At 63.5% G+C, this 13,154-nt stretch carries 11 protein-coding genes; 8 read left to right on the top strand and 3 right to left on the bottom strand.

Features of this window, described 5'->3' with window-relative positions:
* The first annotated feature begins 335 nt into the window (after positions 1-335).
* The 3 genes from uxuA to iolB are packed head-to-tail and all read left to right on the top strand — an operon-like array spanning position 336 to position 3,764.
* The gene (gene uxuA, locus OKW37_RS13730) at positions 336-1,394 is read left to right on the top strand and encodes a mannonate dehydratase (protein WP_311734902.1); all 1,059 of its coding nucleotides are present in this window, start codon (positions 336-338) and stop codon (positions 1,392-1,394) included.
* A complete protein-coding gene (locus OKW37_RS13725) occupies positions 1,381-2,874 on the top strand; it encodes a mannitol dehydrogenase family protein (protein WP_184066499.1) in 1,494 nt (497 codons plus the stop codon). Before uxuA ends, OKW37_RS13725 begins: the two co-directional genes overlap by 14 nt.
* A gap of 59 nt (positions 2,875-2,933) precedes the next feature.
* Positions 2,934-3,764 (top strand): 5-deoxy-glucuronate isomerase, encoded by an 831-nt coding sequence (gene iolB / locus OKW37_RS13720; RefSeq protein ID WP_429355554.1) that lies wholly within the window; start codon positions 2,934-2,936, stop codon positions 3,762-3,764.
* A 16-nt stretch (positions 3,765-3,780) separates the two neighbouring features.
* On the opposite strand, the gene OKW37_RS13715 is transcribed toward iolB, so the two are convergent.
* Positions 3,781-4,776, bottom strand: a complete 996-nt coding sequence (locus OKW37_RS13715; RefSeq protein ID WP_429405898.1) for a LysR substrate-binding domain-containing protein — start codon at positions 4,774-4,776, stop codon at positions 3,781-3,783.
* A 175-nt stretch (positions 4,777-4,951) separates the two neighbouring features.
* Between OKW37_RS13715 and OKW37_RS13710 the strand changes: the two genes are divergently transcribed.
* Both OKW37_RS13710 and OKW37_RS13705 read left to right on the top strand, forming a co-directional pair.
* Complete coding sequence (locus tag OKW37_RS13710; RefSeq protein ID WP_429509843.1) at positions 4,952-6,091, top strand: M24 family metallopeptidase; 1,140 nt, start codon at positions 4,952-4,954, stop codon at positions 6,089-6,091.
* 117 nt (positions 6,092-6,208) lie between these two features.
* A complete protein-coding gene (locus tag OKW37_RS13705) occupies positions 6,209-7,594 on the top strand; it encodes an MFS transporter (RefSeq protein WP_090812492.1) in 1,386 nt (461 codons plus the stop codon).
* 353 nt (positions 7,595-7,947) lie between these two features.
* Here the strand turns inward: OKW37_RS13705 and OKW37_RS13700 are convergent, their stop codons facing one another.
* Complete coding sequence (locus OKW37_RS13700; RefSeq protein WP_184066511.1) at positions 7,948-8,364, bottom strand: FadR/GntR family transcriptional regulator; 417 nt, start codon at positions 8,362-8,364, stop codon at positions 7,948-7,950.
* 98 nt (positions 8,365-8,462) lie between these two features.
* Here OKW37_RS13700 and OKW37_RS13695 point away from each other — a divergent pair, with 98 nt between their 5' ends.
* On the top strand, positions 8,463-9,533 hold the full coding sequence (locus tag OKW37_RS13695; RefSeq protein WP_429405901.1) for a DNA-binding protein: 1,071 nt from the start codon (positions 8,463-8,465) through the stop codon (positions 9,531-9,533).
* Between the two features lie 124 nt (positions 9,534-9,657).
* On the opposite strand, the gene OKW37_RS13690 is transcribed toward OKW37_RS13695, so the two are convergent.
* Positions 9,658-10,065, bottom strand: a complete 408-nt coding sequence (locus OKW37_RS13690; RefSeq protein ID WP_429405903.1) for a hypothetical protein — start codon at positions 10,063-10,065, stop codon at positions 9,658-9,660.
* A gap of 423 nt (positions 10,066-10,488) precedes the next feature.
* Here OKW37_RS13690 and OKW37_RS13685 point away from each other — a divergent pair, with 423 nt between their 5' ends.
* Both OKW37_RS13685 and OKW37_RS13680 read left to right on the top strand, forming a co-directional pair.
* Positions 10,489-11,505 carry an IS110 family transposase gene (locus tag OKW37_RS13685; RefSeq protein ID WP_090806496.1) on the top strand — a complete coding sequence of 339 codons (1,017 nt, stop codon included), beginning with the start codon at positions 10,489-10,491 and terminating at the stop codon, positions 11,503-11,505.
* A 272-nt stretch (positions 11,506-11,777) separates the two neighbouring features.
* Positions 11,778-13,130 carry an MFS transporter gene (locus OKW37_RS13680; RefSeq protein ID WP_184066521.1) on the top strand — a complete coding sequence of 451 codons (1,353 nt, stop codon included), beginning with the start codon at positions 11,778-11,780 and terminating at the stop codon, positions 13,128-13,130.
* Positions 13,131-13,154 lie beyond the last annotated feature (24 nt).

Genomic DNA, 13,154 nt, shown 5'->3' with positions numbered 1-13,154 from the left:
GATGAGGATAGCGTACGTCACCAACGAGTAGAACTGGCAGGCTGCAGATGGCTTGAACGAGTCGCGCGTACTGTTTCTGGCAGCAGGCGAGCGGCAACCGCGCAGCCTCATGTATTCCATAATGGTATAGATCAAGCGTTATTCTTCATTATAAAGGCATGTCGATCCCCGCTAGTATGCAGACTCCTGGCTGCGCCCCGACGCGTGAACCCGGGCGCAAGGCGTCCAGACGCCGCCTCGCCGCCGTGGGCCAATACGGAAGGGCCGAACCGACCATTCATTGATGCGCTGCCTGCGTCGAAGGCGAGGCGAGCGTACGAGGAGGAGACTCGATCGTGAAAATGACCTTCCGCTGGTATGGCGACGCGGACCCTGTGCCGCTCGCTTATATCCGCCAGATCCCCGGCATGGTCGGGGTCGTCTCGGCGATCTATGACGTGCCTGTGGGCGAGGTGTGGCCGATCGACAGGATCCTGTCGCTGAAGCAGAAGATAGAGGCTCACGGGCTGACACTGGAAGTGATCGAAAGCGTGCCGGTGCACGAGGACATCAAGCTGGGCCGACCGACGCGCGAGAGGCTCATCGCCAACTATGGCGAGACATTGCGTAACCTCGGCGCCTGCGGCGTGAAGGTGGTCTGCTACAACTTCATGCCGGTTTTCGACTGGACCCGCACCTCGCTGGAAATGCACCTGCCCGATGGCTCGACGACGCTCGCGTTCGACACGCAAGCGATCCGCGAGCTCGACGTCAGCCAGGGTATCCAGTTGCCCGGCTGGGACGCGAGCTATCGGCCCGAACAGTTGAAAGTCCTGCTGCGCGACTACGAAGCGCTAGACGAAGCCGATCTCTGGGCCAATCTCGACTACTTCCTGCGCGCGATCATTCCGGTGGCCAAAGAAGCCGGCCTCAAGATGGCGATCCACCCCGACGATCCGCCGCGGCCGATTTTCGGCCTGCCGCGCATCGTGAAGAATCGCGCTGACCTGCAGCGCGTGCTGGCGATCGTCGACGATTCCGCCAACGGCCTGACACTGTGTTCCGGTTCGCTAGGCGCGGACCAGCAGAACGATATTCCGGCATTGGTGCGCGAGTTCGGCGCGCGTGGCCGGATTCATTTCGCGCACCTGCGTAACGTGCAAACCAATGCCGCAGGCGACTTTCATGAGACCTCGCATCGTTCGGCCGACGGCTCGCTCGACATGGCGGAAATCGTCAAAGCCTATTTCGAAACCGGCTTTGAAGGCTATGCAAGGCCGGACCATGGGCGAATGATCTGGGGCGAAACGGGCCGCGCCGGCTATGGGCTGTTCGATCGCGCGCTGGGTGCGGTCTACCTGAACGGCATCTGGGAAGGCCTCGCCAAACATCCGGCCTATCATGCGGCTGAGTAATGCCGTCGTGGCTTCGCTCGCGCCGCGCGCCGCTGGCGAAGTCGTCGTTCCCGCCTACGATCGCACGAGCCTTGCACCGGGCATCGTCCATCTGGGCCTCGGGGCGTTTCATCGCGCGCACCAGGCGGTGTACACCGAGCACACATTGCGCGCTGGCGATCAGCGCTGGGGCATCGTCGGCGTTTCGTTGCGGCGTGCGGACACGTCGGAGGCGCTCACTGCGCAGGACCATCTGTATACCGTGAATGTGCGAAACGGCGATGCGGATTCGTTCCAGGTGGTCGGTGCGCTGATCGCTTCGCTGGTCGCGCCGCAGTCGCCCGCCGCCGTGCTCGATGCGATGAGCGATCCGCGCTGCCATATCGTCAGCCTGACGATCACCGAGAAAGGCTATTGCCGCAATCCGGCCAGCGGCGCGTTGCAGTTCGATCATCCCGAGATTGTTCATGATCTGCGCGAGGCCGCCGCGCCGCGTAGCGCGATCGGCTTCGTCGTGCGCGCGCTGGCGCTGCGCCGCGCGGCCGGTTTGGGCCCGTTTACCGTGCTGTCGTGCGACAACCTGCCGTCCAACGGCGGCACGATGCGCGCGTTGACGCTGGCGTTCGCGCGCGAAGCGGATCCTGTGCTGGCCGACTGGATCGAGCGAGAGGGCGCGTTTCCCAACACGATGGTAGATCGGATCGTGCCGCTCACCACCGACGCCGATCGCATGCACGTGGCGAAGCAACTTGGTGCCGACGATGCGTGGCCGGTGATGACCGAGCCGTTTTCGCAATGGGTGATCGAGGACCGCTTCGCGGGGCCGCGGCCGGCGTGGGAGCGCGCAGGCGCGACGCTCGTGGGTGACGCGCGTCCCTATGAGCAGGCCAAATTGCGGATGTTGAACGGCGCGCATTCGGCGCTCGCGTACCTCGGGTCGCTGATCGGCTACGACACCGTCGATCAGGCGATCGCGGCGCCGGCCGTGCGGAACTTTGTCGAAAACATGTTGCGCGACGAGGTGGAGCCGACGCTGTCGCGCCCCGCTTTGGCCAGCTATCGCGCTGAACTGTTCACGCGTTTTCGCAACACTGCGCTCGATCACCGCTTGCAACAGATCGCGACCGACGGCTCGCAGAAACTGCCGCAGCGCTGGCTGGAAAGCGTGCGCGCCAACCTGAAAAGCGGCGCGCCGACCGAACGTCTCGCATTTGTGTTGGCCGGCTGGATCGCGTACCTCAGCGGTCAGGACGAGACGGGCCGCACCTACGCCATCGCGGACCCGCTCGCCGACACACTGGCCGAGGCGGTCCGCTCGACCTTGCACGCGGATGCCATCGATGCGGTACAAACACTGTTCGAAATCGAGTCGATTTTCGGATGCGATCTGCGCGCACAGCCGCGCTTCGTCACGCAGGTCGCACGCCATCTGGCGGCGATTCGCGCACAAGGCGTCGTCAAAGCCATGGGCGCTTGTACCGCTTCACGGCCATGCACGTAGCCGCAGCGACCGCCACGTTCTGCAGACAGAGTAGCAGCCCTAAATAACGGGAGGAAGACATGAGCGACCTGCTCGTCAGACCGTCAAAGCATGCCGAAGACGGCCAGATCATCCATATCACGCCGGCGAGCGCCGGCTGGAAATACGTCGGCTTCGACGTTTTCGACCTGAACGCCGGCGCCAGGCTTACGCGGGAGACGGGCGATCGCGAAGTCGTGGTCGTGCTTGTCAGGGGGCGCGCAATAGTCGGATGCGAAGGGCTCGCGAGCCGCGCGATCGGCGCACGGATATCGCCGTTCGATGGCGCGCCGTGGTCCATGTATGTGCCGCCGCATACGCGCTACACGGTCGTGGCCACGCACGACGTCGAACTCGGCATCTGTTCCGCGCCCGCGAAGGGTGGCCTGCCGCCGCGCTTCATTGCACCTGACGAGGTCAGGCAGGAAACCCGTGGCGCTGGCGCCAATCTGCGTCACGTGCGCCACATCCTTCCGGAAACCGAGCCGGCGGAGAGCTTGCTGGTGGTGGAATCGGTGACGCCGGCGGGCAACTGGTCGAGCTACCCGCCGCATCGGCATGATACCGACAATGGCGAGCAGCAGACCTATCTCGAGGAAACCTATTACCACCGGGTCTCGCCGCCGCAGGGCTTCGCGATTCAGCGCGTCTATACCGACGACCGCAGTCTCGACGAAACGCTCGCGGCGTACGACAAGCATGTCGTGCTGGTGCCGCGCGGCTATCACCCGGTTGCCGCCGCGCACGGCTATGACCTCTACTACCTGAACGTGATGGCCGGCCCGCGCCGCGCCTGGCACGTACATAACGAGCCGGCTCATGAATGGTTACTACAACCCGGCGCAAGGGTCGCGGTGGACGGCGCGCGCTGAGTCCCGTTGCGGTAAGTCAATCGCTGTCGGCGTCGGGGCCTTGGGTGTCGAATCCGGCGGCCTCGCGCAGCGCTTGCAGCATCGCCCGCGCGCCCGGCGAGAGCCTGTCGCCGCGCCGTGTGACGATGCCCGCCGGTCCGAGCTTCAGATCGAGTTCGAACGGTAGCGGTTCGAGCGCACCGGCAATGCAATAAGGCCGCATCGGCTCGCGCGCAAGCGGCGCGATCATATCGCTCATTTGCAGCAGACTCGTGATGACAGGCAGCGACGAGCTCTCGACCACATCCGTCGGCAACGCGAGCTTCCGTTCGAGAAACAGTTGCGTGAACTGATTGCGCATGACGTTGCCTTTTGGCGGCAAGATCCACGTTTGCGGCGCCAGTTCGTCCCAGCTCAGCGCCTTGCGCTTGACGAGCGGATGGCCAACGCGTGCGAACAGCGCGTGCTGTGCTTCTGCGAGCGGCGCATAGTGCAGTTCCGCAAGGTCGTCCGGATTGCGGATTCGCGCGACGATCATATCCAGCTTGCCTTCCTGCAGACGCTGCACCAGCACCTCGCTGAACTCCATCTCGATGTTGACGCGAATCTGCGGGAAGCGCTTCTTGAGCAGCGCCACCGCTTGAGGCACGAGGTTGGTGGCCGCCGTGACCTCGGTGCCGATCATCGCCTGCCCGGTCAGGCCGGCTTTGAGCGCTGACACTTCGTCGTACGCGTGCCGCAACTCCGCCAGCACGCTGCGTGCATGGCGGATCAGCACCTCGCCGTACCAGGTGGGCTCGACACCGCGCGGATGCCGTTCGAACAGCTCCACACCCATCGTCTCTTCCAGTTCACGCAGCAACTTGGTCGCCCCGGGCTGCGTCATGTGCGCGGCGTTCGCCGCCCGCAATACCGAGCGATGGGTATCGAGCTGAATGATCAGGGCCAATTGACGTGTCTTCAGACGCGTGGGGTCGAAGCGGCTCGTCGCGATGGCCCCTGCGCCGGTGTCCGGATGAATTGCCGAGGTCACGATGTCGCCTCCATGTATTCCGTATCGATATAGGTTTTGCGTTATTTTTCATTATCAAAGCATATCGGTCGATTCTACTATGCAGAGGACGGCCTGCATTCCAAGGCGGGGCGAATTCCCTTCATGGGCATTGAGGCGGGCTGCATCCTGCAGCCACACAGGAGACGAAGAAGTAATGAACACTCGTACCACAGACATCCCGCCGGAAGGCATCACCACCGACGAGTTCCTCGGCCGCGTCGCCAAGGTCCGCAGCGCACTCGACAAGGCGGGGCTGGTCGGCCTGCTTGCCTTCGGCGATTGCTGGCGTGGCGCGAACATCGGCTACTTTACCGAATTCCGCCCGCTCGACGGCGTATCGGACATTGCCAACGCGATCCTGCTGCTGCCCGTGGACGGCGACCCCGTGCTGTTCGTGTCGGATCAATGCTTCGACTACGCGACGAGCGTGACCGCCTTCGAAGTGCGCAGCCTGCGTGAAGTCACGCAACAGGTGCAGGCATTTTCGGCGCGGCATCGCAGCGGCACGGTCGGCCTCGCCGGCGCCGCCTATATCCCCGCGGACCTGTTGCAGCGCCTGAACGCCGGTCTCAACGAATTGAAGCTCGAACCGACGATGGTGCTGGCCGAAATCAAGGCGATCAAGAGCGACGCCGAAGTCGCACTGATGCGCAAAGCCGCCGCCTTGACCGATTCGGCGATGGCAGCGATTCGCGACGCGCTCGCCGACCGCCGTCCCTACACCGAGCGTGAACTCGCTCTGATCGCTGACCGCGCGATGCTCGCGGGAGGAGCAGACCGGACCGCGTTTGATTCGATGGTGCAATCCGGTCCGCGCTCGGCGTATAACCTGGCGCGCCCCACCGACCGCATCCTGCAACCGGGCGACCTGATCATGACCGACATCGGCGCGCGTTATCGTGGGTACGTGGCCGATGGCGGACGCGGTTTTACCTACGGTCCGGCGAATCCCGAGAAGATGGCGATCGTCGCGGCAGCGGCGCGCGCGGTCGAAGCGGGGCTTGCCGCCGCGCGTCCCGGCATGGCGGCCATGGAACTGAATGCGGTGATCCAGCAGGCGCTGGTGAAATCGAACTACGAGCAATACTCGAGCGAAGCGCGCGGCCATGGCACCGGTCACGGCACCGGCATGGACCCGGAAGAAGAAGCGCCGTGGATCGCGGCCGGGCAACAGGACCGTGCTGCAGGAAAACATGGTCTTTACCCTGAAGGCGACCATCACGGTGCCGAACGTCGGCGGTTTGCGCACGGAACGTATCGTGCGGTTGACCTCGGGCGGCGTCGAAACGCTTGACCAGTTCCCGATGGAACTGCACTGGTGAGCACAGTGAATTTATCGTAACGTGCCGGCGGACCCGCGCCGCCGACACGCAGCAGTTCAAAACATAGATTCCCAGAGAAGGGAGGAGACATGAACACATCGCCCGTTTCATCCGGCAACGCGCCGGTTATCAGCCGCTCGGCCGTCAACCGTGTGCTGGTCGCTTCGGTGGTCGGGACCGCCATCGAGTGGTACGACTTTTTTCTCTATGCCACCGCTTCGGCGCTGGTCTTCGCCAGGCTGTTCTTCCCCTCGTTCGATCCGGTGGTCGGCACCATTGCGGCGTTCGGGAGTTTTGCGGTCGGCTATCTCGCACGGCCTTTCGGCGCGGTGTTTTTCGGGCACTTTGGCGACCGCATCGGACGCAAGGCGACGCTCGTCGCGACGCTGACGATCATGGGCGTCGGCACCTTCGTGATCGGACTGCTGCCGACTTACGCCTCGATCGGCGTCTGGGCGCCGATCCTGCTGGTGGCGATGCGCTTTCTGCAAGGGCTTGGCGTGGGCGGCGAATGGGGCGGCGCGGTGCTGATGGTGGTAGAAACGGCGCCGGCCAGCAAGCGTGGCTTCTTCGGCGCGTTCCCGCAATTGGGCGTGCCGCTCGGGCTGATGCTCTCGACCGCGGTGTTCAAAGCCGTGTCGAGTCTGCCGTCGGACGCGTTCTATACCTGGGGATGGCGCCTGCCGTTCCTGCTGAGCGTCGCGCTGATCGCGATCGGCCTGTTTATCCGGCTGCGCGTCATGGAATCGCCGGTATTCGAACAGATCAAGGCGAGCAAGCAGGTCGTCAAGGCGCCGCTGATCGAATTGCTGCGCCGGCATCCGAAAGACCTCGTGCTGACGATCGGCACGCGCTTCGCGGTCGACATCACCTTCAACGTGATCAATGTGTTCGTGCTGGTCTATGGCACGACGCGGCTCGGCCTGCCGCGCGGACTCCTGCTGAACGCCATCATTCTCGGCTGCGCCTTCGCGCTGATCACGCTGCCATTGTTCGGCAAACTGTCGGATCTGATCGGACGCCGGACCGTCTTCATGTTCGGGGCGGTGTTCGTGGCGATCTACGGATTCGCGTTCTTTCCGTTGCTCGAGACACGCAATCCGACCTTGATTCTCGTGGCGTACGTCTGCGGTATCGCGTTAAGCCAGGCGTCCGTGTACGGCGTGCAATCGACGTGGTTTGCGGAGCTGTTCGGTACGCGGGTGCGCTATACGGGTGCGTCGCTGCCGTATCAGATCGCCGGCATCATCACGTCAGGGCCGACGCCATTGATCGCCACTTATCTGTTCGCCACGTATGGCCAGACGCTGCCCATTTCGATCTATATCGCGGCGACGGGGTTGCTGAGCCTGGTGTGCGCGTTTTTCCTCGCCGAGACTTTCAAGCGGGATCTGTCCGCGGAGCCGGAAGATGAAGCGGCCACCGCGCTGGGTGCGCATGCGTGCGCGCATTCGCCGCGTCCTTTGTCGCGCTGAGCGCTGGTGTTCTCCATCGCATTGCTCCGTCGTTACGATGGCTACACCTTCGCACCGCGCGTACGTGCGTTCAAGACGGGATGCGCTGACGAATACGAACTGTACGACGATGGCTCGGATGACCGCAATGAGACCAGGCGGATCAGCTGCAACCCGCGCTGATTAACCGTATCAAACTGCAGGAAAAGGGCGATCACCCCGGTTCCGGCTGTCTGAGGGGCCAAAGTTCGGGTTAGCCGGATTGCTGCTGTCGGATGCATCCCGCTGCGTACTGCGCAGATGAGGGAGCGCCCAGGGCGAGACTACCGCAGAGCCACGGGAGAACGTGGTGTTCCCCGTGGGGTCGCACAAGACTACGCGAACGACGAAAGATGTTGAGCAGCCAGATCGCTAGACTTGTTCACGTGCTCGGCCATCAGCCACTTGGCCAACGCATAGTCGCCAGTGCTGATCGCATTGAATATTGACTCGTGCTGAGTTTGCGCCTGCTTCAGTTGTTCAGGCGTGTACGCGTATCGTGACCGGTGGGTGATGGTGACCGCCAGTACCTGTCGCGTGATCGTCGTCAATATATGGCTGCCTGCTGCCACCAGAATTGTGTCGTGAAATTCGAGGTCCGCCTGGGCCTGTGCCAATGGCGACGATTGCGCGTCCAGAAGCTGGTACTTCGCCAAGGCTTCGCGGACTCTTTCCAGCTGTCGGTAACAAAATTGTGCAAACAGACGGACGCTAACGATCGACAACTCGCAGCCAAATCTTAAACACGACATTATAGTACTAATGTCGTGTTCAGTATTGAATTGTGTAGTATATGGTGCGTTTTACGTTGTATTATCAACACATCCATATTCCCCAAAGCCGCTTCCACATGGCCCTCGAAGCCGACATCGAAGTCGTCCGTCAAAACGCGTCCGACACGCAGACGCTTTATCGCGAGGTCTGCGCGTTGCTGTTTTTCCGTTACGGCGAAACTCCGACCGCGAACCGCCTGTACCAACTGGTGCGCAAAGGCAGCATGAGCGCGCCGGCCAAGGCGTTGCGCGATTTCTGGACCGACGTGCGCGACAAGACGCGTGTGGACGTCGGCCGTCCGGACTTGCCGCCCGAGGTCGCAGCGGCTGCCGGCGAATTCGCGGCCCAGCTGTGGCGTCTGTCGAGCGACGCCGCGAACGCCGCGCTCGACGTGTTCAGGCAGGACGCGGACGCGCAAATCGCCGCCGCGCAAGAACAGGCCAAGCAACACGACAGGCAGCGTCAGGACGCCGTCGAGAAAGCCGAACAGTCGGCCAACGATGTCGCGACCCTGCGCGCGCGGATTGCCGGACTCGACGCGCGCATCGTCGAGCTGCAGACGGCCAACGACATGCTGACGGCGCAACTGGCGACATCGAAGGAAGAAATCGCGGCAGGAGCCGCCGCGCTCGCCGATGCCCGCCGCGATTTCGCCGACGAACTCGCGAAGCTGCGCCGCTCGCACGAGCAGAACGAGCAGCGGCTCGCCGCGGCGGAAAAGCGCGCCTTGCTCGAAATCGACGGTGAACGAGCGGCGGCGCAACGTCTGCGCAAGGAGCTCCAGGCGAGTCACGAGCGGGCGGCGACGCTCGAAGCCGAATCGCGGGCCGAGCGCGACGCGATTCGGGACGAGTTGGCCGCATCAAAGGCAGAACTGGCTGCCTCCGCTGCGCGGCATGCCGCGACCCGCGGGCAGCTTGCGGAAAAGGATGCGTTGCTGGCTGAACGGGTGGCGGCGACCGACCTGTTGCGCCAGCGTATCGACACGCTTTCGCGGCAGATCGAGATGGCGCGAACAGAAAAAACGTCCGCGCGCCCTGCCCGCCGCGCCCGCGAAACATCACCCGTGCAGGGCCGCGCGACGGTGGGCTTCTCGGGCGCACCGTTCGTCAAACGTTCGACCAACGCCAAACCACGCGAAGACTGAGGACTGCCGGCGTCCCGGCGGCATGTCACCACGCGAGTCGCGGTAAGTGGTTACACCTGGTGACGTTCGATAAAAAGTGATCGTCATGGGGCGGCGGCATCCGCCGCCCGCGCGCAACGCTGCGTCAGAACCGCGGATGACACTCGAAACTGACCGACGACCCGTGCTCGGTCATCGCGCTGACGCCGCTGACCGTCTCCGTCTTCACGCTGCTTTGCATACCGAGACGATCGCAGTAGTCGCGCGCCTCGTTCATCGCGAGTTCGTGCGCGCGCGCCCAGGCCATGCGTCCTCCGGTCGCGCTGGCGGCGACCGTGTAGCTGCCGGGCTTGCCGCTCGCGACCACATCCGTGCTCGACGCGCACCCGACGAGACTCGCGCACGCGAGCGCCACCGCCGCCACCGCGCGCATGCGCGTGGGCAGCGGCGCCCTCTTCCTTTTCGTGCTTTCCGCTCGAGCGACGGACGCCACTTCGCGTACCCGCACCGTTTTGCGCGCCTCAGCGAGCGTGTCCGAACCCTGATTCGACATCGTGGATCACCTGCATTTTTAACTGATTAGTCAGGCAGCAATTATCCGGAATCGTTCGCCCAAGATCAGCCGATACAACCGAAAACACTGTTGCGCGAGTCCTAACAATGGACGCGAGCGCCACGCCGCGACGGCGTCGGCAATGAGCGGACCACATGGTTCACAAAAGACCTTCCGGAATCCCTTTTGAGCGTCTAGTCTGTAACGATGCCTGTTCGACGGACAGGCATTTCGAACCGCAGACGGACCCCACCACATAGCGGCATACACCGGTCGCCGAACCGGAGGAGATGGTATGGACGCCTCCCTCCCGCGTCGGATAGGAGAGGCAGTAGGAACGGCGGAGCCCTCGCTATACCCGACGGCATCAGAGTGCCAAAGTGGTGGTGTCAAAACGACGACTGAGGGTAAGGAGGGCTCGAAATGAAGACTACGACGTTTGGCGTGGACCTGGCAAAGCGGGTCTTTCAGGTGCACTGGGTAGACATGGACACAGGCGAGATCAACCGTCGTCAGCTCAAGCGCGAACAGCTCGTGACGTTCTTCGCGAAGCAGGCGCCCGCGCTCATCGCGATGGAAGCGTGCGGCAGCGCCCATTACTGGGCACGCCGCTTCGCGAGCTTCGGTCATCAAGTCCGGCTCATTGCGCCGTCATTCGTCCGACCGTTTGTGAAGCGCAACAAGACCGATGTGGCAGACGCGCAGGCGATCTGGGAAGCTGCACAACGGCCGGAGATGCGTTTCGTCGCTGTGAAGAGCGAAGCGCAGCAAGCGGTGCTGACGCTGCACCGCGTGCGCGCACAACTGCTCAAGATGCGTCGCATGCAGATTAACCAGACGCACGGCTTGCTGTACGAGTTTGGCGCGGCAGTGCATCGCGGCTCGCACAGCATGAGCGACGCGGCCCGCATGCTCGGCGAGCTGGCCGACGCTTTGCCCGCCATGGTCATCGACACGCTTCGCGAACAACTGCAGCGTATCGAAGCGCTCACGCGCGACATCCGTGCCATTGAACACCGGCTCGCAGCATGGTTGCGCCAGGACGAAGGGGCCACGCGGCTCGCCGCCATTCCGGGTGTGGGCCTGCTCACGGCGACTGCCGCCATTGCCACCATCGGCGAGGCGAGTACGTTTCGCTCCGGGCGCGAGTTCGCCGCGTTCCTCGGTCTGGTGCCACGGCAAAGCGGCACGGGAGGTCGCGTCAAGCTGCTGGGCATCAGCAAAAGAGGCGACGTGTACTTGCGTACCTTGCTGATTCACGGCGCGCGCGCAGTGCTCTCGCATCCGAAGCACCTGAGCGACGCGCTGCAACGTTTGCTCGCGCGACGACCGTTCAATGTAGTGGTCGTCGCGCTCGCAAACAAAACGGCACGCACGATCTGGGCGCTGCTTGCCCACGCTCGAACGTACCAATCTGGTTACGTGGCTCACGCTGCGTAGAAGATCAACTAACTATGGAGACGTGGTCGCTAATAGGTTGCGCAGGTTGATATACATGTGATGGCGAAACAGGTCGGACCGCGGGGAAGCAAACCTGAATTCTGTCTTGTCCTTCGAGGACTCGCAGGAGATGAGGACTTCCCCGGCAGATTCCATCAGGGCCAGCGGATCACCATCCGCACCACAGGCCGGATATAAGTCTGCAACCTCATCCTGTCCGTCACACACCGAATATCACCTGGCAAACCGGGAGGCGTCCATATAAGACATATATGGATCTCGAGGCACGTACCCTTCAGCGCGTCACGGTTCGGCTCGTGCCGTTCCTGATCCTGTGCTATTTCATCGCCTATCTCGATCGCGTCAACGTCGGCTTCGCGGCCTTGCAGATGAACAAGGCGCTCGATCTGTCCGCGAGCGCGTTCGGCTTCGGCGCGGGCGTGTTCTTTATCGCGTACTTCTTTTTCGAAGTGCCGTCGAACCTGCTGCTCGAACGATTCGGCGCGCGCCGCTGGATCGCGCGGATCATGTTTACGTGGGGTATTCTCGCGGGCGCGATGGCGTTTATCCCGGACATCGCGCGCTTCACCGGGCTCTCGCCCGCGCACGTGTTTTTCGGCCTGCGCATTTTGCTTGGCGTCGCCGAGGCCGGCTTTTTCCCGGGCATCATCTTTCTGCTGACCTTATGGTTTCCGGCCGCGTATCGCGGGCGCGTGGTCGGCTACTTCATGGCGGCGATTCCGCTGTCGACGGTGATCGGCGGCCCGATCTCCGGCGCGCTGCTGTCGCTCGACGGCCGCGGCGGACTCGGCGGCTGGCAGTGGCTGTATCTGATCGAGGCGGTGCCGGCGTTATTGCTGTCGGTCGCGGTGCTGTTGTATCTGACCGACAAGCCCGCCGACGCCACCTGGCTCAGCGCCGAGGAGCGCGACTGGCTGATCGCGCGGCAGAAGCAGGAGCGCGAGCATCGCGAGGCGGTGCGCCACTTCAGCGTGAAGGAGGCGCTGATCAATCCGCGCGTGCTCGCCATCGCGCTGATCTATTTCGGGGCGAACGCGACCAACTACGGCCTGAGCTTCTTCCTGCCGCAGATCGTGAAGTCGTTCGGCCTCACTAATCTGCAGACGGGTTTCGTGACGTCGCTGCCGTACGTGGTCGGCCTCGTCAGCATGATTTTGTGGGGACGGCATTCGGATCGCCACCTCGAACGCCGCTGGCACGTCGCGACTGCGCTGTTCGTCGCGGCGGCCGGCATCGCGGCCGCGGCCGGCCTCGACGATCCGGTGCAGAAGATGATCGCGCTATCGATTGCCGGCTTCGGCATCTTCGGTTGCCTGCCGGTAATCTGGACCTTGCCGGCCGCGTTCCTGTCGGGCGCGGCGGCCGCGGGCGGCATCGCCGCGATCAACTCACTGGGCAACCTGGCGGGTTTCTTCGGGCCGTTCGCGATGGGCTGGATCAAGGACAGCACCGGCGGCTTCGGCGCCGGGCTGCTATGCCTGTCGGGCGCGGGACTCATCGGCATGGCGGCGGTGTTGCTGCTGCATCACGACACGTCGCTCGAGACGACGCATGGCAATCCGCATGCGCGACCGCCGGGTGAAGCGGGGGTCGCGAGGTCTTAGCGCTAGTCCCACGCGCCGTTCAAT

The sequence above is a fragment of the Paraburkholderia sp. MM5482-R2 genome (genome assembly GCF_050436125.1).
Lineage (GTDB): Bacteria > Pseudomonadota > Gammaproteobacteria > Burkholderiales > Burkholderiaceae > Paraburkholderia > Paraburkholderia tuberum.
The sequence above is the reverse complement of the archived record's forward strand: the minus strand, read 5'-3'. Positions and strand labels throughout refer to the sequence as shown.

Bases quoted from the DNA above. Each gene is read 5' to 3' on its own strand.
- OKW37_RS13725 (WP_184066499.1), top strand. From the start codon at position 1,381: ATGCGGCTGAGTAATGCCGTCGTGGCTTCGCTCGCGCCGCGCGCCGCT.
- iolB (WP_429355554.1), top strand. From the start codon at position 2,934: ATGAGCGACCTGCTCGTCAGACCGTCAAAGCATGCCGAAGACGGCCAG.
- OKW37_RS13710 (WP_429509843.1), top strand. From the start codon at position 4,952: ATGAACACTCGTACCACAGACATCCCGCCGGAAGGCATCACCACCGAC.
- OKW37_RS13705 (WP_090812492.1), top strand. From the start codon at position 6,209: ATGAACACATCGCCCGTTTCATCCGGCAACGCGCCGGTTATCAGCCGC.
- OKW37_RS13700 (WP_184066511.1), bottom strand. From the start codon at position 8,364: ATGTCGTGTTTAAGATTTGGCTGCGAGTTGTCGATCGTTAGCGTCCGT.
- OKW37_RS13695 (WP_429405901.1), top strand. From the start codon at position 8,463: ATGGCCCTCGAAGCCGACATCGAAGTCGTCCGTCAAAACGCGTCCGAC.
- OKW37_RS13690 (WP_429405903.1), bottom strand. From the start codon at position 10,065: ATGTCGAATCAGGGTTCGGACACGCTCGCTGAGGCGCGCAAAACGGTG.
- OKW37_RS13685 (WP_090806496.1), top strand. From the start codon at position 10,489: ATGAAGACTACGACGTTTGGCGTGGACCTGGCAAAGCGGGTCTTTCAG.
- OKW37_RS13680 (WP_184066521.1), top strand. From the start codon at position 11,778: ATGGATCTCGAGGCACGTACCCTTCAGCGCGTCACGGTTCGGCTCGTG.